The sequence below is a fragment of the Mycobacterium sp. 1274761.0 genome (assembly GCF_001668615.1).
Lineage (GTDB): Bacteria > Actinomycetota > Actinomycetes > Mycobacteriales > Mycobacteriaceae > Mycobacterium.
Genome location: NZ_LZMC01000055.1, coordinates 139,473 through 159,706, shown reverse-complemented (window position 1 = coordinate 159,706; position 20,234 = coordinate 139,473). Strand labels below are relative to the sequence as shown.

The window sequence follows — 20,234 nt, the reverse complement described above, 5'->3', positions numbered from 1 at the left end:
TCACTGCCGGTCCTGGTTGCCCTGTAGATAGTTGTAGTTCCACAATAGTTGTGTGAATGAAACCGAGGTCACCACTCGGCGCAAGGCCATCATCCTGGTGTCCTGCTGCCTGAGCCTGCTGATCGTGTCGATGGATGCGACGATCGTCAACGTCGCGATTCCGAGCATCCGCGCCGACTTCGGCGCGTCGGCCTCGGAGATCCAGTGGGTCATCGACGTCTACACCCTGGTGCTGGCCTCGCTGCTGCTGCTGTCCGGCGCGATGGGCGACCGCTTCGGCCGCAGGCGCACGTTCCAGATCGGGCTGACGGTCTTCGCGGTCGCATCCTTGCTGTGCAGCCTGGCACCGAACATCCAGACGCTGATCGGCGCCCGCCTGCTACAGGCCATCGGCGGCTCGATGATGAACCCCGTCGCGATGTCGATCATCACGCAGGTGTTCCGCGGACGGGTTGAACGCGCGCGGGCAATCGGCGTCTGGGGCGGCGTCGTCGGCATCTCGATGGCGCTGGGCCCGATAGTGGGCGGGGCGCTCATCCAGTACGTCGACTGGCGCGCAGTGTTCTGGATCAACCTGCCGATCTGCGCGACGGCGATCCTGCTGACCGCGATCTTCGTGCCAGAATCCAAGTCGACCACCATGCGCGACGTCGACCCGATCGGACAAGCACTGGGTATGGCGTTTCTGTTCGGCGTCGTATTCGTCCTCATCGAAGGGCCGGGGATGGGCTGGACCAACGTGCGCATCGTCGGTGTTGCCGTCATCGCGGTGATCGCGTTCATCGCCTTCCTGCGTTATGAGTCCCGGCGTCACGACCCGTTCATCGATCTCCGGTTCTTCCGTAGCATTCCGTTCGCGTCGGCGACGATGATCGCGGTGTGCGCGTTTGCGTCCTGGGGGGCGTTCCTGTTCATGATGTCGCTGTACCTGCAGGGTCTGCGCGGCTTCTCGGCCATGCACACTGGGCTGATCTATCTGCCGGTTGCTGTTGGCGCGCTGATCTTTTCACCGCTGTCGGGCCGCCTGGTGGGCCGCTTCGGCAGCAGACCGTCGCTGTTTGTCGCTGGCACCCTGATCACCGCCGCGACGTTGATGCTCACGCGGCTGACCGCCACCACCGCCGTCTGGCAGCTGCTGGTGATCTTCGCCGTCTTTGGCATCGGCTTCTCGATGGTTAACGCGCCGATCACCACGGCGGCGGTCAGCGGCATGCCGACCGATCGTGCGGGCGCCGCCTCGGCTGTGGCGTCGACGAGCCGACAGGTAGGTGTCAGTCTCGGTGTGGCACTGTGCGGTTCGATCGCCGGGGCCGCATTGGCCGCGACGGGTGCGGACTTCGCGATCGCCGCCCGGCCGCTGTGGTACATCTGCGCGGCTCTGGGTGTGACGATCTTTCTGTTGGGTGTCTTTTCCACCTCCGCGCGCGCCACCCGCTCGGCCGAGCGCCTGGCGCCGCTGATCGACCCGTCGCAGTGGGAGGGTGTCCATGTCCGCTAACCCGTTGGCCGACACCGTTTGGCGCGCAATGGCCGCGCTGGTGATCGACAACCGCGACAGCTGGAAACGTGCGGTGATAGAGCGGACGGGTTTGCCGTTCAGCCGGATTCGCATTCTCAGCCGGCTGGCCCGCCAACCCATGACGGTCAAGCAGATCGCACAGGCGGCGACAATCGACGCGCCTGCGGCCACCGTGGCCGTCAACGATCTGGAGGAGCGCGGCCTCGTCGTGCGGGAGACCGACCCGACCAATCGGCGGTGCAAGGTGGTGTCGCTGACTGACGCCGGTCGCGACATGGTGGCGACGATCGACGCGACCGACGACCCCGCGCCCGAAGTCCTGCTAAATCTCGACGAAGCCGAGCTGTCGAAGCTGGAAGCGATCCTGAGCAAGGTGACCGAGAAATAGCGTTCGGGCGGTTACTGGTCGAGCACCGCCATCGCCGCACTGTGGCCGCCGAGTCCTGACACTGCGCCACCTCGGCGAGAACCAGATCCGCACAACAGGATTCGCTCGTGATCGGTCGCCACACCCCAGCGCCGGGCAGGGGTATCCAGAGGCTCATCATCCTCGACGAACGGCCACGCCAACGCACCGTGGAAGATGTTGCCCGCCGTCATCCCCAGCGTGCGCTCCAGGTCTTGGGTGGTCTTTGCCTCGATGCAGAGCCGGCCGGACGCGTCCTCCATCAGCACATCCTGAATCGGTTCGGCGAGCACGGAATTGAGCGAGTGAAGCGCCGCCGACGTCAGATCTTCGCGCAGCCGATCGGGATCCGCCCCTGCCGCCAGATGATGCGGCGTGTGCAGGCCGAACACCGTCAGGGTCTGCGCGCCCGACCCCGCAAGCTCCTCCGACAGGATCGACGGGTCGGTCAGCGAATGGCAGTAGATTTCGCACGGCAACGGGTCGGGGACCGACCCGCCGGCTGCACGGGAGTACGCGGCATCGAGCTGGCTGTAGTTCTCGTTGATGTGAAATGTGCCGCCGAAAGCCTGTTCGGGGGAGACGGTTTCGTCGCGCAGCCGCGGTAGGCGCCGGAGCAGCAGGTTCACCTTGACCTGTGCTCCCGGCGCCATGGCCGGCGGCGCAGCACCGACCAACTGCGCCAATACCGCCGGCGTCACGCCCGCCAGGATGTAGTCGGCGTGCACCCGGTGTTCGCGGCCGTCGCGCACATAACACACCTCACCATCCGGGTCGATCGCGTAAACCTCTGCGCTGGTGGTGATTTCGGCGCCGTAGCCGGCGGCCGCAGCGGCCAGCGCGCCGCTCACTGCGCCCATCCCGCCGATCGGCACGTTCCATTCCCCGGAGCCGTTGCCGATGAGGTGATACAGGAAGCAGATATTCTGCCGCAGCGAAGGATCGTCGAGACGGACGAAGGTGCCGATCAACGCGTCGGTGGCCATCACACCCCGGACCAGATCGCTGTCCACGGCTTCGCAGATGCCATGCCCGATCGGCTCGCAGACCAACGTCTCCCACGCCGACTCCGCGTCTACGTCCCCGCCGGCCACCACATGGCTGAACGCATCCGACCGCGACATGAGCGGTGCCGTCAACGTGGGCCACAGCCGAGTGGTGACGGTTCGCGCGCGCCGGTAGAACGAGGCGAACGGCTCGGCGTCGGCAGCGGCGGCAACCGCGGCGAACGTGGTTGACGGGCCGACGAGCAGCCCGGTCCGCCCTCCGTTCGCCGGATCGGGCGTGTACGACGAATAACGACGCCGCGCCAGCCGCACCCGCAGCCCGAGGTTGTCGATGATGCGTCGCGGCAGCAGGCTGACCAGGTACGAATACCGCGACAGCCGGGCATCGACGCCTTCGAACGCATGCGCCGATATGGCCGCGCCGCCGACGTGGTCAAGCCGTTCGAGGATCCGCACCCGCCGACCGGCTCGGGCCAGGTAAGCGGCCGCAACCAGGGCATTGTGCCCACCACCGACCACGACCACGTCGCAGCGCGGATCGGTGATCAATTGAGATAGCCCTCGACCTCATCCGGAGGTCGCACCTGGGCTTCGCGGGGATCGCCGCCGGTCTCCCGCAGCGCGCGGCGTTGCCGCAACAGGTCCCAGCACTGGTCGAGCTCCACCTCCAGCGCACGCAGACGGGAATGCTCCTCATCTGCACTTATCTCATGCCGCTGCAAGCGCTCCCGCAACTCGCGCTCCTCGTCGACGAGTTCGCGGATACGGGCCAGGGGGTTATTTTCAGCTGCCACGAATCCAGTGTGCCCGCTCCTACGGTCGGGCTTAACGCGATTGACGCGTAACCTAGCCCACCGTGGCGACTAAACCCGAGGTGGAATTTCCGAACGGACCGGCACCGACCTCGCTGGTCATCGAAGACATCACGGTCGGCGACGGTGCGGAAGCGGTGCCGGGCGGCACGGTGACCGTGCACTATGTCGGCGTCGAGTACGACACCGGCGAAGAGTTCGACAGCTCGTGGAACCGCGGCGAGTCGATCGAGTTACCCCTGCGGGGCCTGATCCAGGGCTGGCAGGACGGTATCCCGGGCATGCGCGTCGGCGGTCGGCGCCGGCTCACCATCCCACCTGCCCAGGCCTACGGACCGGCGGGCGGCGGCCACCGGTTGTCGGGCAAGACGCTGATTTTCATCATCGACCTGCTGGACGTTCGCTGATCGACATGGCGCACCGCTATGTCCGACACCGGTTGGGCGCGGCCTGGTTCGTTGCCTTGGTGTCAATACCGCTGCTGCTGGCCGTGATCGGGTGGGCGGCGATGAGAACACCGGACGTCGAGGTCGATGCCGGCGCGGCCAGCGTGAACCCATCGGCGACGCTGACGGCACCCACGAGCACCGAAGCCCAGACGCCACCGCAGACGAATTTCGCGCCGTTGTCGATTGCGCAGACCGGCAACGGCTTCACGCTCGGCGGTGAGCTTCCCAGCGTCGAGGCGAAAACGTCGCTGTCCCAGAGCCTCAAGCTGGCGTTCGGTTCCGGCATCACCTTGGTCGACAACATCACCGTCAAGCCGGGCGGCAACGCACCTGATTTCGCGGCCCTTGGCTCGATTCTGGGCTCGGCCGTCGACATCACGGGTTTCCGCTTCGAGCTCAAGGGCGACACCGTCACTCTCAGCGGTCACGCGCCGGCCGAGGACTCGAGGAACGAAGTCCAGTCGGCGGTCAAGGCGGCGTGGCCGAACATGCGCGTTGTAAACAACATTCAGGTGGGATAGATGGACTTCGTCATCCAGTGGCTGTGGTACCTGATGGCATTCGTTGCAGGCTCGCTGGTCGCCTGGCTGATCGCCGGTGTGGTGGTCACGGCGACAAGCGAGGAGCCAAGCGTGGAGACACGCTGATGCACGACGTCAACTGGTGGCTGGTGGCCGTGGCGTTCGTCCTCGGCCTGGTGCTGACGCTGTTCCTGGTGATCGGCAGGGTCGGCGACGACAATTAGCGTGGGCCCGGCAGCCGCAACAACAACCGCGCTCCGCCCAACGGACTGGCCTGCAATGACGCTGTGCCGCTGTGCAATTCGGCCTGCTGTGCCACCAGCGCCAGACCGAGGCCCGACCCCGACGCCGAGGCCGTAGAGCCCCGGGAGAAGCGTTCGAACACGATGTCGCGTTCCTCTTCGGGAATGCCGACGCCGTCGTCGTCGATCGCGATCTCCACGCCCGCCCGCGAACTCACCGCCGAAAGCTGCACCCGGGTGGCGCCGCCGTGCTTGACCGCGTTGGCGATCGCGTTGTCCACCGCGAGCCGCAAGCCCGCGGGCAGCCCGACGATGATCACGGTCGGCGCCGGCACCAGTGACACGTCGAGATCCGGGTAGACGCGCATGGCGTCATGGGCGGCGCGGTCGAGCAGTTCGGTGATGTCGACCGGAACATGGTCATCGGAGGTCGACAGTTCGCCTTGGGCCAGACGCTCCAGCGCGCTCAGTGTTTCCTCGACGCGGGACTGCGTGCGGATGACGTCGTTGATGACCTCCTTGCGTTGTTCGTCGCCCAGGTCCAGCGTCGACAACACCTCGAGGTTGGTGCGCATCGCCGTCAAAGGCGTGCGAAGTTCGTGTGCCGACACCGCCGAGAAGTCACGCGCCGATGCCAAGGCCGCCTTCGTGCGGTCCTGCTCGGTCCAGATGCGTTGCAGCATGCCCTTGACCGCCTCGGCGATCTCGACGGCCTCGGTGGCCCCGCGGACTTCGACGTCGGGCGCCTCGTCACCGGCGTCGATCTGGCGGGTCTGCTGGGCGAGCCGCTTCAGCGGACGCACCGCGAACGCGGCGAGCAGCCATCCGGCGAACGTCGCCGCCCCGATCGCGAACGTGCAGATGATCAGCACGCGGCGATGCAGGTTGTTGGTGTCGGCGATCGTCGCGTCGTAGGTGGCGCCGACGGCCACCGACATCGGTTCGGGCGCGCGGATCTCGACCGTTCGCACCCGGTACCGCACCCCGTTGACGTAGGTGTCGGCGTACCCCGCGGGCAGCTGCGGCAGCACCACATTGGAGTTGGAGGTCACCTGGTCGCCCTTGCGGACGGTGATGACGGCGTCCTGGTCGTTGGGCGACTTCGGGATCTCGTCGAGCCCGCGCGGCAGGAAGGGGATCGCGAACCCGGCCGCTTCGTCGAGACGACGGTCTAGTCGTTCCTTGCGGTCGTTGGTGATGCCGATCCACACGACGGTGCCGACGATGCCGACCACGATCGCGGCGGCGATGGCTGTCGCGAACGCCACCCTGGTGCGTAACGAGGGCGTGCGGCGCAGGAACCGCGACAGCGGGGCCATCGCACTACTGCTGGCTGTTCTTCGCGCAAGCGCTCATCACTGCTGCCTGTTCTTCGCGCAAGCGCTCATCACTGCTGCCTGTTCTTCGCGCAAGCGCTCATCACTGCTGCCTCAGCACGAACCCCACCCCGCGCACGGTGTGCAACAGCCGCGGTGCGCCGCCGGCCTCCAGCTTGCGGCGCAGGTAACCGATGAAGACGTCAACCACGTTGGTGTCGGCGGCGAAGTCGTAACCCCATACCAGCTCTAGCAATTGGGCCCGCGACAGCACCGCGGTCTTGTGCTCGGCCAGCACCGCCAGCAAGTCGAACTCGCGCTTGGTCAAGTCGACATCGACGCCGTTGACGCGGGCGCGGCGGCCGGGAATGTCGACCTCGAGCGGGCCCACGGAGATGGTCTCCGACGAGAACGTCGCCGTCGCGCCGCGGCGTCGCAGCAGCGCCTTCACCCGGGCCACCAGCTCAGCCAGCACGAACGGCTTGACCAGATAATCGTCAGCGCCGGCCTCGAGCCCAGCGACCCGGTCGTCGACCGAGCTGCGGGCCGACAGCACACAGACCGGGACGTCGTTGTCCATCGCCCGCAAGGCGGTGACGACGCTTACGCCGTCCAGCACCGGCATGTTGATGTCGAGCACGATCGCATCGGGCCTGGTCTCGGTGGCACTGCGCAGCGCTTCGGCGCCGTCTTTGGCTGTCGCGACATCGAATCCGGACAGCCGCAGCCCGCGCTCCAGGGACGCGAGCACGTCGTCGTCGTCATCGACAACCAGTACCCGTGGAGATACCGAACTACTGTCCATGCACGCCATCTTGCCTGATCCGCCACGCCGATTGGGATAGGCACAAGACCGGGCCGCTATCACCTTCGCTTCGGTCATGTCACCGCCGTGTCACGGCGAAGGTGAACGTTCATCGATAGCAAAGCGCCGCCTATTCGGCGGTGCTAGCATCCCGAAACCATGCTGACGCCCCCTCCCCGCTTGATCGTCGAACCCGACGACGGCGTGGAACCGGTTCTCGGGTTCATCGACTCGGCCGAATCGTCACTGCTGATCAAACAATTCACGTTCACCGAACCCACGTTGATCGCCGCCGTCATTGCCAAAAAGCGGGCCGGGGTCGACGTTCGAGTCATGCTCAACGCGCAACGGTCGGGCGGTGATCGGGCCAACGACGAAACGTACGAGCAATTCCAGAAAGCCGGAATCGCCGTCCAGTGGGCCAGCTCCAAGTTCTACGTGACGCACGAGAAGTCCATCGTCGTCGACGGGAAGGCGGCCCTCGTCGCCACCTTCAACCTGATGGAGAAGTACTTCACGCTGACCCGCGACTACGGCGTGATCACCTACAACCCGTGCCACGTGGCGCAGATCGTCGAGGTCTTCAACGCCGACTGGGACCACCTCGACTGGAGACCCGGAATTTATGAAGGGCTGTTGTGGAGCAACGCCAACTCCCGCTACCACATGGCCCAGTTCATCGACATGGCCGAACACCGGCTCGATGTGCAGCATCCCAAATTCGTCGACGCGGTGATCCTCGAGCGGCTGGCCGCGGCGGCCCACCGCGGCGTCAAAGTGCACGTGCTGTGCGGCGGTAAGCACGGCATCAGCGAATGGGACATCCTCGACACCTTCGCGTCGCTGCGCACGCTCAAGCGGTTCGGGGTCAAGGTGCACAAGCAGAAGAACCTGCGCGTGCACGCCAAGCTGATCATCGTCGACAACACCAGAGCCCTGGTCGGGTCGATGAACATCGACAGAAGCGCCTTCGATCTTCGTCGCGAGCTGGGCATCCTCACCGACGACCCGGAGACCGTCGGCCGGCTGAAGGAGGTGTTCGACTCCGACTGGGACGCCTCACATCACTACGACGCGCCGGACCCGCTGGACTCCGCCCACCACGAGGAGGACGACTTCCCGCACGACCACGATCTCCTCCACGAGTGACCCCCACGCGAGGAGAAGACGAGCCCACCGCGGTCTCGGTCTCCCTGTTCGAATTGGCAACGACGTTCAACCACATCGCGCTCGCGTCTTTCGGCGGCGGCCTGTCGGCCTGGTCGCGGGAGGTCCTCGTCGTCGAGAAGCACTGGATGGGTGAGGAAGAGTTCCTCAGCGCCATGACGATGTGCCGCATCCTGCCCGGCGCCAACCAGGTGAACATGGCGGTGTTCGTCGGCACCAAGATGAAAGGCGTCTCCGGTGCCGTGGCGGCGCTGATCGGGCTGACCCTGCTGCCGCTGGCGTTCGTCCTGCTGATGGGCTTCATCTACTTCCGCTTCAAGGAGGTGCCCGCGGTCAAGAGCGTTCTGCACGGGGCGTCGGCCGCCGCGGTGGCGCTGACCATCGCGATGGTGATCCAGACCGGCCGCAAATGCCTGACCTCGCTGATGCCGCTGCTGCTGGCGCTTGCCTGCTTCATCCTGAATGGCCTTGTGCGCTGGCCACTTCCGGTCACGCTCGCGATCGTCGCGCCGGTCGCGCTGGTTTGGGCGTGGCCGAGAAAGCGTGCCGCCGCGTGAGCACCTACCTGCAGATCGCCGGCCTGTTCGCGTCGCTGTCGCTGCTGTCGATCGGTGGCGGCAATGCGGTGCTGCCCGAGATGCACATGCAGGCGGTGAAGGGCCATCACTGGCTGACCGACTCACAGTTCGCCGACGTGTTTTCGATTTCGCAGGCCGCGCCGGGGCCGAGCATTCTGATCGTCGCGCTCGTCGGCTATGGGGCAGGGCTGGAAGTCGGCGGCATTCCCGGCGCGATCATCGGGGGCGTTGTCGCCACGGTCGCCATGGTGATGCCCGCGGCGACGTTGGTGTATGTGCTCACGCTGTTCTGGCAGAAGGCGCAGCGCTCGAAGCTGCGCGCCGCGGTCGAGAAGGGCTTCGCGCCGCTGACGGTCGGCCTGATCCTGGCAACGGCGATGGTGATGAGCCGCGCCGCCGACCACGACTGGCGGGCCTATCTGCTGACCGCCGTCTGTACGGGGATCTTCGTGTTCACCAACGTCAACCCTTTGATCGTCGTACTCGGCGCAGGCGTGATCGGATACCTCGGGGTGATCTGACCGTCGGTCAGCTGCCCCCGCATCCGCCGCCGCCACAGCCGCCGCCTCCTGCGCAGCCACCGCCTCCACAACCGCCGCCACCAGTGCATCCCCCTGCGGCGCCTCCTCCGCAAGCTCCCGCGCCGTAGCTCACGGTGCCGGCTGCGGCTCCACCGGCGGCGCCCTCACCCAGACCCAGCGCGGCCCAGCGGGCGCGGCGTTCTGCGCGAGTCCGGTTGTGCCGATTGTTGATCACGATCATCAGCCAGACGAAGCCCCCGGCTACGGCTGCCATGACCACCAGCGCAAGAATTGCATCACCCATCAGCTGCCCCCGCATCCGCCGCCACCGCCGCCACAGCCACCTGCGCTGCAGCCGACTCCGCCGCCACAGCCGACTCCGCCGCCGCAGCCGATTCCGCCGCCGCAGCCGCCGGTCATTCCCGGACTGCCGCTGCACCCTGCGACTGGATCACCGACGCCGTCCTTCTTCGGCAGAGAAAGACCAGAGCCCGCCGACCACGTGGCGGCGGTCGCCGCACCGCCGGCGCTGTATCGCAGAGCCCACAGCGAGCGGCGATCCGTGATCGGACGGCCCCGGTAAAGGGGGACGGGTGGGCGGCCTTGCGGCCGCGGTGCGGGACGCGGGGGCGACTCGCGCATCGGCGCGGGTTCAGTGCAGTGTCGAGCGCGCCTGGCCTTGACGACCAACAAGACCAACAGCATCCCGACGAGTGCTCCGCCGATGATCTCCGCGACCGTGTTGCCGCTCATGGGCGAATGCTACGACGGTTTGCCAGAACGACGTAGAGTATCGGCATACGTCACCGGCGCATGAATCTAATCGATCGAGCCAATGCCGTGGTTGCGGCGCTCGATCTGCCCCCTGCGGTATTCAAGACGTGCCCATGGCAACCCCGGGAGCTCATCGACGAAGGTTTGCGGCAATGGCTGCGCTGCTGCGCGGCGGCGTTGCGCGACAACCAGATCATCGGGATGCCATCGCACGCCGTGGACGAGGCGTGGCACGGCTTCATCCTCTGCACCGCACGGTATTCCGCATTCTGCAAGCAGGCCTACGGCCGTTTCCTGCACCACCATCCCGAAGGCGGCGCACCCGACAACGCTCCCGCCGACCCAATGGGCGAACAACTGCGTCGCACGGTCATCGCGTGGTCGATGGTCGCTGCGCCCGGTGAGCGGTGTGTGCTCTGGGATCTCGACACGCATGTGGGCGTGGAGCAACCGTGGGGGATCGATGCGTCCACGGTCACGGACATCGAGACGGACCTCGCTCGCATCACCCACCGGGTTTAGCCGCACGACCGCCTGGGAAGTCGTTGACCTCATCCATTGTTGAGGTTTTACGGTGAATCGATGAGCTTTGAAACGGTAGCCCGGCAAACGCTGTACCGGCAGACGCACGCCAAGGGCGGCGATCTGCGGTTGCTGGCCGACCGCACGCTGCTGCGGCGGATCTGGCGCTTCGCCGGGCGTCACCATCGCAGGTTGGGCGTGTTCGTCGCGGTCAGCGTCGTCAGCGCGCTGCTCGGTCTGGCCACGCCGCTGCTAGCGGGCCGGGTCGTCGACGAGATCGGCAGGGGTGCCGGGGGTGTCGTCGTGATGCTCGCCGCAGTGATTGCTGCAATCGCCGTCGCGGAGTCCGGCGTGGCGCTGGTGACGCGCTGGCTGTCGGCGACCATCGGTGAGGGACTCATCCTCGATCTGCGCACCGCCGTGTTCGACCATGTGCAGCGGATGCCGGTCGCGTTCTTCACCCGCACCCGCACGGGCGCGCTGGTGAGCAGGCTCGGTAACGACGTCATGGGCGCGCAACGCGCGTTCTCCGACACGTTCTCCGGCGTCATCACCAACGTCGTCACGCTCACCCTGACGCTGGCCGTCATGCTGAGGATCTCCTGGCAGGTCACCTTGCTGTCGCTGCTGTTGATGCCGCTGTTCCTGGTGCCCGCACGCTGGATCGGACGGACCATGGCGCAGCTTTCGCGCGAAGCCGCCATCCACAACGCGACGATGAATACCCAGATGACCGAACGCTTTTCGGCGCCTGGCGCCACGTTGGTAAAATTGTTCGGCAGTCCCGTCACCGAGTCGCGCGAGTTCGCCGTGCGGGCCGGCCGTGTCCGCGATATCGGCGTGCGCACCGCGATGCTGCAGTCGGTGTTCATGAATTCGCTGACGTTGATGTCGGCGCTCGCGCTGGCCCTGGTTTACGGGCTGGGCGGTGTGCTCGCCATCGGAGGGCACTTGCCGACGGGCTCCATTGTGGCGCTCGCTCTGCTGCTCACCCGGCTGTACTCGCCGCTGACCGCGCTGGCCAACGCCCACGTCGAAATCGCCAGCGCGCTGGTCAGTTTCGAGCGTGTCTTCGAGGTCCTCGACCTCGAACCGCTGATCCAGGAGAAGCCGGGAGCCGTCGCAGTACCCGACGGCCCGGTGTCGGTCGAGTTCGACAACGTGCGGTTCTCATACCCGTCGGCTGACAAGGTTTCGCTGGCCTCGCTCGAAGAGGTCGCAGTGCTCAGCGAAACCGACGTTCGCGGCGGAGACGAAGTGCTGCACGGTATTTCGTTCACCGCACAGCCGGGCGAAATGGTGGCCCTGGTCGGTTCGTCGGGTGCGGGCAAGTCGACGATCGCGTCACTGATCGCCCGCCTCTACGACGTCGACAGTGGCGCCGTGAAACTCAACGGGGTCGACGTGCTCGACGTGACGTTCGAGTCGCTCAAAGAGACCGTCGGAATGGTGACCCAGGACGGGCACCTGTTCCACGAATCGATCGCGTCGAACCTGCGGCTGGCCGCGCCGGACGCGACCGACGAGCAGCTGTGGCAGGCGCTGGAACGCGCCCGGCTGGCCGACGTCGTCCGGGCGATGCCCGACGGCCTCGACACCGTCGTGGGGGAGCGCGGCTACCGGCTCTCCGGCGGCCAACGCCAGCGGCTGACCATCGCCCGGCTGCTGCTGGGCCGGTCGCGGGTCGTGGTGCTCGACGAGGCCACCGCCTCGCTGGACTCCGCGTCGGAAGCCGCGGTCCAGCAGGCGCTCGGTGAAGCGCTGGCCGGCCGCACCTCCGTTGTCATCGCCCACCGGCTGTCCACCGTCCGCGCGGCAGACACCATCCTCGTCGTCGAGGACGGCCGCATCGTCGAGCGCGGCAACCATGAGCAGTTGCTCGCACGCGGCGGTCGCTATGCCGAGCTGTACGAAACCCAGTTCGGCAAGCAAGCAGACCGCGAAGATGTCGTAGCCGCGTGAGAGCCTGGAACCCGATATTGATTTGCCGCCCAGCGGATAATGAGACCTACCTTGACTGAACCGAGACTGGATACGTTGCGCGCGTCGCACTCCGTGGCGCCGCCCCCGGCGCGGCGGCGCGCCAGCTCGGATCTCTGGCGGCTGCTGCCGTATCTCATGCCCTACCGCGTGCGCTGGATCGCGATGATCACCGTCGCCCTGCTGAGCCTCGGTGCCACCGTTGCGATTCCACTGATGACCAAGGCCGTCATAGACGGGCCGGTGCGCCGGCAGGATCAGCACGGCCTCTGGCTGCTCGGCGCCGCCGCGATGGGCGTCGGCATCTCCGAGGCGGTGCTGTGGTTCATCCGGCGGTGGCTCGCCGCCCGCAGCACGATGGGTGTGGAGGCCGACATCCGCAAGGACCTCTACGCTCGGCTGCAGATCCTGCCGATGTCGTTCCACGGCCGCTGGCAGTCAGGGCAGCTGCTGTCGCGAATCATGAACGACCTCAGCACGATTCGCCGTTTCATGTCGTTCGGCATGCTCTTCTTACTGCTGAATGTCATCCAGATCACCGTCGTGACCGCGATCCTGCTGACCATGTACTGGCCGCTGGGCGTGGTCGTGCTGTGCTCGATCGTGCCGATCGCGGCAACGGTGCTGCACTTCCAGCGGGAGTACACGCGGTTGTCGCGGCTGGCGCAGGATCAATCCGGACACGTCGCAACGCATGTTGAGGAGTCCGCGCTCGGTCTGCGGGTGGTCAAGTCGTTCGGCCGCGAGGACTACGTCTACGACCGATTCGACGAACAGCTCACCAACCTCTACGACACCCAGGTCAGCCGAGTGTCGGTGTCGGCGAAGTTCTGGACGCTGCTGGAGATCATCCCGAACCTGACCCTGATCGTCGTGCTGGGCGTCGGCGCATACGCCGCCGGTCACCACTACGTCACCATGGGCACGCTGGTCGCGTTCATCACGATGATGCTGTCGCTGGTGTGGCCCATCGCGTCGCTCGGCTTTCTGTTGTCGATGACCCAGGAGTCGTTTACCGCGGCGAACCGCATCGCCGAGATCTTCGACGCGCCATTGGAGATCACCGACGGCGCCGATGCGCGGACGCCGCGTGGCGGCCGGCTCGAACTCGTCGACGTCGGCTTCAAATTTCCGGATAGTGATGACTGGGCACTGCGCCACGTCAGCGTCACCGTCGAACCCGGCGAGACGCTGGCCCTCGTCGGCTCGACCGGATCGGGCAAATCGGTTCTCGCCAGCCTGCTTTCGCGGCTCTACGACGTGACCGAGGGTGCCATCCGCATCGACGGCCGGGACATCCGCGAGCTGTCGTTGCCCGCGCTGCGGCAAGCCGTGGCGACCGCGTTCGAGGACCCGACGCTGTTTTCGATGTCGGTCGCCGAGAATTTGCGGTTGGGGCGGCCGCACGCGACCGACGAGGAGCTGGCGCAGGCCATCGAGGTGGCCGCGGCGCAGTTCGTCTACGACCTGCCGTTCGGGCTGGACACCCGCATCGGCGAGCAGGGCATGAGTTTGTCCGGCGGGCAGCGTCAGCGGTTGTCGCTGGCCCGGGCCATCCTCGCCGCGCCGAAGATCCTGGTGCTCGACGACACCCTGTCCGCTCTCGACGTGCACACCGAGGCCGTCGTCGAGGAGGCGCTGCGCCGCGTGCTGCATTCGGTGACGGGGATCGTGGTGGCGCACCGGGCTTCGACGGTGTTGCTGGCGGACAAGGTCGCGCTGCTGGAGGGCGGCACCATCACCCACGTCGGCACCCACTCCGAACTTCTCGCGACGGTGCCGCAGTACCGCTACCTGCTGGCCGCCGACGACGAGCTCGACGACCGTGCCGAACGCGCCTGCGCGTGGGAGGACGACGAGAACCGCAGCAGGCTAGGCAAGGCCTATCGGGAACACGAGGCCGCTGACCGTGCGTGCAAGCCACGCGACCGTGAGTACGTGACGAGCGAGGCCGAGCGCCGATGACCGCCACCGACACCACCCCGATCGACACGCCCGACGATTCCGAGCTGACTGTCGAAACGTGGCGCGGTCGCTTCGACGAACAACGCGACGACGACCTGCCGATCGACGAAGCGCTGCCGCGTCGACGTGAAGCCCGCGCGTTGCTCGGCTCGCTGCTCAAGCCGTATCGCTGGGCGGTCGCATTCCTGGCCGTCATCGTCGTGGTGGAAAACGCCGCGCGCCTCTCTGTTCCGCTGCTCGTGCAGCGCGGAATCGACCACGGCATCCCGCCGATCATCGACGGCGGATCCGCCCGCACGCTGATGGCGATCGTCGGTGCCCTGTGCGCGGTCGTGGTGGTGCAGGCCGTCAGCCGCATGTTCTTCCTGCACCGGTCGGGCCGCATCGGCCAGAAGGTGCTGCTCGAATTGCGCAGGCGGGTGTTCCGGCATTTCCAGCGGTTGGATATCGCCTTCCACGACCGCTACACCTCCGGGCGGGTGGTGAGCCGGTCGACCAACGATGTCGAGGCCATTCAGGACATGCTCGAAACCGGTTTCGACAGCCTGATCACGGCGGTGCTCACGCTGGTAGGCACCGCGATTTTGCTAGTCACCCTCGACGCGCGGCTCGGGTTGATGTGTCTGGCGGCGTTCCCGATCCTGGTTGTGCTGGTGTGGTGGTTCCGCGCCGAGTCGGCCAAGACCTATCGCCGGGTCCGCGAGAGCGCGGCGCTGGTGATCGTCCAGTTCGTCGAAACGATGACCGGCATCAAAGCCGTGCAGGCCTACCGCCGCGAGCCGCGCAACCAGCAGATCTTCGAAGACATCGCCGACCGGTACCGCGTCGACAATGAACGGACCTTCAGGCTGCTGGCGATCTTCATGCCGGGTGTCAAGCTGGTCGGCAATGTCACCACCGGCGTGGTGCTGCTGTACGGCGGCTATCGGGTGCTGCACGGTCAGATGACGATCGGCACGCTGGCCGCGTTCCTGCTGTACCTGCGGATGTTCTTCGAACCGATGCAGGAGATCTCGCAGTTCTTCAACACCTTTCAGTCGGCAGCGTCGGCGCTGGAAAAGCTCGCGGGTGTGCTCGCCGAACGGCCCGGCATCTCCGATCCCGCGCATCCGGTGCCGCTGTCGTCGGTCCGCGGTGACGTCGAGTTCCGCGATGCGCACTTCTCCTACGTGACCGGCCGCGAGGTGCTGCCCGGGCTGAACCTGATCGTGCCGGCGGGCCAGACCGTCGCGCTGGTCGGCACCACGGGTGCGGGTAAGACGACCATCGCCAAACTGATCGCGCGGTTCTACGACCCGACGTCAGGCGCGGTGACCCTCGACGGCGTCGACCTTCGCGACATCGCCCAGAGTGAGTTGCGCCGCCACGTCGTGATGGTGACCCAGGAGAACTTCATGTTCGACGGCACCGTCGCCGACAACATCCGGTTCGGCCGACCCGACGCCACCGACGCGCAGGTGCGGGCGGCGGCGGCTGCCGTCGGCGCGGATCGCTTCATCGATGTGCTGCCCGACGGCTACGACACCGACGTCGCCAAGCGCGGCGGCCGGCTCTCGGCGGGCCAGCGTCAGTTGGTCGCGTTCGCGCGGGCGTTCCTCGCCGATCCGGCGGTGTTGATCCTCGACGAGGCGACGTCGTCGTTGGACATCCCCAGCGAGCGGATGGTGCAGCGGGCGTTGGAGACGGTGCTGGCCGATCGAACGGCTCTGGTGATCGCACACCGGCTCTCGACGGTCGAGGTGGCCGACCGGGTGCTGGTTCTCGAGCACGGCCGCATCGTCGAAGACGGCCCACCCGGCGAGCTGATCCACCGCAGCGAAGGCCGCTACGCGGCGCTGCACCGGGCCTGGCTCCAGTCGCTGGCCTGATACGCCGGGTGCGGGCACTCTCAACGCGCTCAGCGGTAGACCAGCCCGCTCAGCCGCCAGGCCAGCGCCCGATTGGCTGCGGGAATCCGGCCGACGACCCGGAAGATGGCGTTGCGCAGCGGGCGGACGGTGCGAGGCAGCGTCGCGAGTCGGGTCAGCCGGTCGGTCATGGTGACGACGGCTTGCGCTATCGGTCGCCGTTGCGTGCTGTAGTCGTCGAGCAACGACTCCGGGCCGCCGCCGAGAACTGCTGCCAGGGCCTCGCTCAGGGCGACGGCGTCCTGGATACCGAGGTTCATGCCTTGCCCGCCCGCCGGACTGTGAACGTGCGCCGCGTCGCCGACCAGCAGCAGCCGGCCGGCGCGAAAGGTGTCGGCGACGCGATGCTGGATCCGGAAGCGCGAACCCCAGACGACGTCGGTGACAACCATCCGGCCCCGGCCCGTTCCGCGACTGTCCAGGATCTCCTGAACGAAAGCGGCGGAAGGGTTTTCGGGTGCCTCGGCGACGGGGGCGACGATGCGGAAGACATCGCCGGGCAGCGGCGCGACGACCGTTAGCCCGGCCGCCGCCCAGTACAGCCGCACCTCGCCGTCGGGTGTCTCACCGGCCAGTCGCACATCGGCGAGGATGAATGACTCGTCGTACGCGCCGCCCCTGAAGCCGATGCCCGAGTGCTCGCGGATCGTGCTGTGGAGGCCGTCGGCGCCGACGGCGTAGCGCGCGCGAATGACGGCACCGTCGTCAAACGTCGCCGTCACGCCGTCGGCGTTCTGCGAGACGGCCGTGAGCGTCTTGGGCCGGACGACCGAGCCGCCCAACTCCACCAGCCGTTCCAGCAGCAGCCGTTCGGTCGTCGACTGTGGAACCATCAACGAGTACGGATAGGCGGTCGGCAACGACCCGAAGTCGATCGGAATCAGTACGCGCGCACCGTCGCGGATGCTGAACCGCGGCGCCTCGATGCCTTCCTTGACCAAACGGCGGGCGACGTCGAGGCTCTCCAGCACCTCGAGGCTGCGGGCGTTGACGACCGCGGCGCGCGAGGTATTCACACCCGCCGGCTGCCGGTCGACGACGATGGTCGAGATTCCCCGCTGGATCAGCGAGGCGGCCAGCGTCAGCCCGCTCGGCCCTGCTCCGACCACCAGGACATCGGTGTCATAAGCGCTGCTCATCATGGCCTCCTTTGCAATGCCAACACTTGTTGGCATAACTATGCACTTGCAATCGCGCGATGTCAACAACTGTTGGCATACACTTGTTGGCATGCGAAGATCAGCTGCGGAAACCAAGGCGGTGATCCTAGCCGCGGCCAAGGAGCGCTTCGCCCGATCCGGCTTCGAACGCGCGACGATCCGGGCCATCGCCGCCGAGGCCAACATCGACCCGTCGATGGTGATGCGGTACTTCGGCAGCAAGGACCAGCTGTTCGCCGCGGCAGCGGACTTCGACCTGCAGATCCCCAACCTGGCCGACGTCGACCGCGACGACGTCGGCGCGCGACTCGTCGACTACTTCGTGGACCGTTGGGAACGCGACGAGGCGCTCGTCGTGCTGCTTCGATCAAGTACCTCCAACGCCGACGCCGCCGAACGGATGCGGGAGATCTTCACCGGGCAACTGGTGCCCGTGGTGGCGCGCATCAACCCCGAGCAGCCGGAACGCCGCGCGAGCCTGGTGGCCACGCAGATGCTCGGCCTGGCACTGTGCCGCTACGTCCTGCGGTTACCTCCGATCGTGGAGATGTCGCACGAGGAGATCGTGACGTGGCTCGGACCGACTGTGCAGCGCTATCTCCAGGCGGCTTAAAGCGGACCGTCAGCGGGCATAGCTAGCTCCATGACTGACGATGCCGGCACCGCGCCGCAGGAGAACCCGCAGAAAGACCGGTCCGACTGGGTGACCGGAGACGAGCCCATGACGGGTCCGCAGCGCAGCTACCTCAACACCCTGGCCCAGGAGGCCGGCGAAGAAGTGCCCGACAACCTCACCAAGGCCCAGGCCTCGGAGCTGATCGACCGGCTGCAACAACAAACCGGACGGGGAAACTGATGGCGATCTCCGTCGACGACGTGAAACAACTGCTGCAGCACGACGACCCCGAGGCTCGGCTGGTATTGATCGAAGGCCGCACCGAGATCATCACGCCGCGCGAAGCCGGTTCCGAGAAGTATCGCGGTGCGCTGCAGGTGATTTCGCGCGACGACCTGATCAAGCGCACCGGCGGCGCGGAGGCGTCCGATCACGACCTCGCCGAGCAGGCGGCCCTGCTGGACTCGACGATCTCCGAGCTCGGCGGCTAGTCATCGGGCAGGCCGATGCGGCGGTAGCGCGTCAGCCGCGCGTCGAGCCGGACGTCGCCGGGAACCGTGCGTAGCCGATACAGTTCGCCGGCAATGGCGGCCGACAGGCGCTCGCTGAACCCAATTGGTTCATCGGCGGCGTCGGGAAGCTCGGGTACGACGGCGTCGACGATGCCGTCGCGCAGCAGGTCCGCTGACCGGATGCCTTGTGCCGCAGCCAGTTCCGGTGCGTGCTCGATATCGCGGTAGACGATCGCGCTGGCGCCCTCGGGTGGCAGCGGTGCCAGCCACCCGTGCAGCGCCGCCAACACCCGGTCCGCAGGCACCATCGCCAGCGCGGGGCCGCCGCTGCCCTGCCCGAGCAGCACCGACACCGTCGGCGTATCGAGCGTGACGAGTTCGGCCAGACAGCGCGCGATCTCACCGGCCAACCCACCCTGCTCGGCCTCCGTCGACAGGGCCGGTCCCGCGGTGTCGATCACCGACACCAGCGGCAGCTTCAACCCCGCGGCCAGGCTCATGCCGCGCCGGGCTTCGCGCAGCGCGGCCGGGCCGAGGAGCTCGCCTCCCCGCTGCTGACCCAACACCACCGCGGGCTGGCCCCCGAACCGGGCCAGTGCCAGCAACATCGTCGCCGCCTCACCGAAGCCCGTGCCGGACAACAACGTCCATTCCGTCGCTCCGTGCCGCAGCAGCTGCGCGACGCCGGGGCGGTCGGGCCGCCGCGAGGCCAGCACCGACTGCCAGGCGGGCAGGTCGGGCAACGGCTCGGCCGGCGGCGCCGGCGGTGGTGGCCCGGGCGGGTCGGCGACCACTCGCAGCGCCCGGTCCAGCGCGCTGCGCAGGCGCTCCAGCGGGATGACGGCGTCCAGGACGCCGTGGCGTTGCAGGTTCTCGGCGGTCTGCACGCCTTCGGGGAACGGCTCGCCGTAGAGGTGCTGGTAGACGCGCGGGCCGAGAAACCCGATCAGCGCGCCCGGTTCGGCGGCCGTGATGTGGCCCAGCGACCCCCACGACGCGAACACACCGCCGGTGGTGGGGTGCCGCAGGTAGACCAGGAACGGCAGGTTCGCCCGCTTGTGCAGCTCGACGGCCGCGGCGATCTTGACCATTTGCAGGAACGCGACGGTGCCCTCCTGCATCCGCGTGCCGCCCGAGCTCGGCGACGCCAGCAGCGGCAGCCGCTCGGCGGTGGCCCGTTGCACAGCCGCAGTGACCCGCTCGGCGGCGGCTACCCCGATCGAGCCCGCCAGGAAATCGAACTCGGACACCACCACAGCCACGCGGCGCCCGTGCACGCGGCCCTCGCCGGTGATGACCGATTCGTCCAACCCCGTTGCGGCCTCGGCGTCGGCCAGCGCGCGGCGGTAATCGGAGCTTTTCGCGACGGGCACCGGCGGGGCATTCCAGCTGTGAAAGGACCCGTCGTCCAGCACGGCATCCCGTAGCGCAAGGGCGCCGATCCGGCTCACATGA

General features: G+C 67.2%; 23 protein-coding genes. 15 read left to right on the top strand and 8 right to left on the bottom strand.

Features of this window, described 5'->3' with window-relative positions; translation table 11 throughout:
- The first annotated feature begins 52 nt into the window (after positions 1-52).
- Positions 53-1,498: an MFS transporter gene (locus A5651_RS09570; RefSeq protein ID WP_066978761.1), complete on the top strand. Its 1,446-nt coding sequence runs from the start codon at positions 53-55 to the stop codon at positions 1,496-1,498.
- The gene (locus tag A5651_RS09565; RefSeq protein WP_066978758.1) at positions 1,488-1,907 is read left to right on the top strand and encodes a MarR family winged helix-turn-helix transcriptional regulator; all 420 of its coding nucleotides are present in this window, start codon (positions 1,488-1,490) and stop codon (positions 1,905-1,907) included. The genes A5651_RS09570 and A5651_RS09565 overlap by 11 nt, the downstream gene beginning before the upstream one ends.
- Positions 1,908-1,918: 11 nt before the next feature.
- Here the strand turns inward: A5651_RS09565 and A5651_RS09560 are convergent, their stop codons facing one another.
- Together A5651_RS09560 and A5651_RS24895 are read right to left on the bottom strand one after the other, a co-directional pair.
- A complete protein-coding gene (locus A5651_RS09560; RefSeq protein ID WP_066979040.1) occupies positions 1,919-3,478 on the bottom strand; it encodes an NAD(P)/FAD-dependent oxidoreductase in 1,560 nt (519 codons plus the stop codon).
- Positions 3,478-3,726: a DUF2630 family protein gene (locus A5651_RS24895; RefSeq protein WP_082943668.1), complete on the bottom strand. Its 249-nt coding sequence runs from the start codon at positions 3,724-3,726 to the stop codon at positions 3,478-3,480. Before A5651_RS24895 ends, A5651_RS09560 begins: the two co-directional genes overlap by 1 nt.
- A gap of 62 nt (positions 3,727-3,788) precedes the next feature.
- On the opposite strand from A5651_RS24895, the gene A5651_RS09550 reads away from it, so the two are divergent.
- Genes A5651_RS09550 through A5651_RS26210 form a run of 3 tightly spaced genes read left to right on the top strand, consistent with a single transcriptional unit; the run spans position 3,789 to position 4,840 of the window.
- Entirely contained in the window at positions 3,789-4,151 is a 363-nt protein-coding gene (locus A5651_RS09550) for an FKBP-type peptidyl-prolyl cis-trans isomerase (protein WP_066978751.1), read from the top strand.
- Between the two features lie 5 nt (positions 4,152-4,156).
- Entirely contained in the window at positions 4,157-4,714 is a 558-nt protein-coding gene (locus tag A5651_RS09545; RefSeq protein ID WP_066978748.1) for a hypothetical protein, read from the top strand.
- On the top strand, positions 4,715-4,840 hold the full coding sequence (locus tag A5651_RS26210; RefSeq protein WP_255361796.1) for a hypothetical protein: 126 nt from the start codon (positions 4,715-4,717) through the stop codon (positions 4,838-4,840).
- A 94-nt stretch (positions 4,841-4,934) separates the two neighbouring features.
- Here the strand turns inward: A5651_RS26210 and A5651_RS09540 are convergent, their stop codons facing one another.
- Together A5651_RS09540 and prrA are read right to left on the bottom strand one after the other, a co-directional pair.
- On the bottom strand, positions 4,935-6,275 hold the full coding sequence (locus A5651_RS09540; protein ID WP_066978745.1) for a cell wall metabolism sensor histidine kinase WalK: 1,341 nt from the start codon (positions 6,273-6,275) through the stop codon (positions 4,935-4,937).
- Positions 6,276-6,375: 100 nt separating this feature from the next.
- Positions 6,376-7,077 (bottom strand): two-component system response regulator PrrA, encoded by a 702-nt coding sequence (prrA, locus tag A5651_RS09535; protein WP_066979035.1) that lies wholly within the window; start codon positions 7,075-7,077, stop codon positions 6,376-6,378.
- Positions 7,078-7,236: 159 nt separating this feature from the next.
- Here prrA and A5651_RS09530 point away from each other — a divergent pair, with 159 nt between their 5' ends.
- Genes A5651_RS09530 through A5651_RS09520 form a run of 3 tightly spaced genes read left to right on the top strand, consistent with a single transcriptional unit; the run spans position 7,237 to position 9,343 of the window.
- Positions 7,237-8,226, top strand: a complete 990-nt coding sequence (locus tag A5651_RS09530; protein ID WP_066978742.1) for a phosphatidylserine/phosphatidylglycerophosphate/cardiolipin synthase family protein — start codon at positions 7,237-7,239, stop codon at positions 8,224-8,226.
- Positions 8,223-8,801, top strand: coding sequence for a chromate transporter (locus A5651_RS09525; RefSeq protein WP_066978739.1), 579 nt, complete (start codon positions 8,223-8,225; stop codon positions 8,799-8,801). The genes A5651_RS09530 and A5651_RS09525 overlap by 4 nt, the downstream gene beginning before the upstream one ends.
- A complete protein-coding gene (locus tag A5651_RS09520) occupies positions 8,798-9,343 on the top strand; it encodes a chromate transporter (RefSeq protein WP_066979031.1) in 546 nt (181 codons plus the stop codon). Before A5651_RS09525 ends, A5651_RS09520 begins: the two co-directional genes overlap by 4 nt.
- Before the next feature lie 7 nt (positions 9,344-9,350).
- Here the strand turns inward: A5651_RS09520 and A5651_RS25685 are convergent, their stop codons facing one another.
- Entirely contained in the window at positions 9,351-9,662 is a 312-nt protein-coding gene (locus tag A5651_RS25685) for a hypothetical protein (RefSeq protein ID WP_197496589.1), read from the bottom strand.
- A complete protein-coding gene (locus tag A5651_RS25680) occupies positions 9,647-10,096 on the bottom strand; it encodes a hypothetical protein (protein ID WP_066978734.1) in 450 nt (149 codons plus the stop codon). The genes A5651_RS25685 and A5651_RS25680 overlap by 16 nt, the downstream gene beginning before the upstream one ends.
- 60 nt (positions 10,097-10,156) lie before the next feature.
- Between A5651_RS25680 and A5651_RS09510 the strand changes: the two genes are divergently transcribed.
- From A5651_RS09510 to A5651_RS09495, 4 genes are read left to right on the top strand one after another with little or no spacing between them, the layout of a single operon-like run.
- The gene (locus A5651_RS09510; RefSeq protein ID WP_066978732.1) at positions 10,157-10,639 is read left to right on the top strand and encodes a hypothetical protein; all 483 of its coding nucleotides are present in this window, start codon (positions 10,157-10,159) and stop codon (positions 10,637-10,639) included.
- 60 nt (positions 10,640-10,699) lie between these two features.
- On the top strand, positions 10,700-12,601 hold the full coding sequence (locus A5651_RS09505) for an ABC transporter ATP-binding protein (RefSeq protein ID WP_066978730.1): 1,902 nt from the start codon (positions 10,700-10,702) through the stop codon (positions 12,599-12,601).
- Positions 12,602-12,640: 39 nt separating this feature from the next.
- Positions 12,641-14,584 (top strand): ABC transporter ATP-binding protein, encoded by a 1,944-nt coding sequence (locus tag A5651_RS09500; protein WP_066978727.1) that lies wholly within the window; start codon positions 12,641-12,643, stop codon positions 14,582-14,584.
- A 44-nt stretch (positions 14,585-14,628) separates the two neighbouring features.
- A complete protein-coding gene (locus A5651_RS09495) occupies positions 14,629-16,452 on the top strand; it encodes an ABC transporter ATP-binding protein (RefSeq protein ID WP_066979030.1) in 1,824 nt (607 codons plus the stop codon).
- A gap of 29 nt (positions 16,453-16,481) precedes the next feature.
- Here A5651_RS09495 and A5651_RS09490 read toward each other — a convergent pair whose 3' ends face one another.
- Positions 16,482-17,630 carry an FAD-dependent oxidoreductase gene (locus tag A5651_RS09490; protein ID WP_066979027.1) on the bottom strand — a complete coding sequence of 383 codons (1,149 nt, stop codon included), beginning with the start codon at positions 17,628-17,630 and terminating at the stop codon, positions 16,482-16,484.
- Between the two features lie 91 nt (positions 17,631-17,721).
- Here A5651_RS09490 and A5651_RS09485 point away from each other — a divergent pair, with 91 nt between their 5' ends.
- From A5651_RS09485 to A5651_RS09475, 3 genes are read left to right on the top strand one after another with little or no spacing between them, the layout of a single operon-like run.
- A complete protein-coding gene (locus A5651_RS09485) occupies positions 17,722-18,264 on the top strand; it encodes a TetR family transcriptional regulator (RefSeq protein ID WP_066978724.1) in 543 nt (180 codons plus the stop codon).
- Between the two features lie 30 nt (positions 18,265-18,294).
- Entirely contained in the window at positions 18,295-18,507 is a 213-nt protein-coding gene (locus A5651_RS09480) for a DUF3072 domain-containing protein (protein ID WP_066978722.1), read from the top strand.
- Positions 18,507-18,758, top strand: coding sequence for a hypothetical protein (locus A5651_RS09475; protein WP_066978720.1), 252 nt, complete (start codon positions 18,507-18,509; stop codon positions 18,756-18,758). Before A5651_RS09480 ends, A5651_RS09475 begins: the two co-directional genes overlap by 1 nt.
- Here A5651_RS09475 and A5651_RS09470 read toward each other — a convergent pair.
- Entirely contained in the window at positions 18,755-20,230 is a 1,476-nt protein-coding gene (locus A5651_RS09470) for a carboxyl transferase domain-containing protein (RefSeq protein ID WP_066978718.1), read from the bottom strand. The genes A5651_RS09475 and A5651_RS09470 overlap by 4 nt on opposite strands.
- Positions 20,231-20,234: the final 4 nt, after the last annotated feature.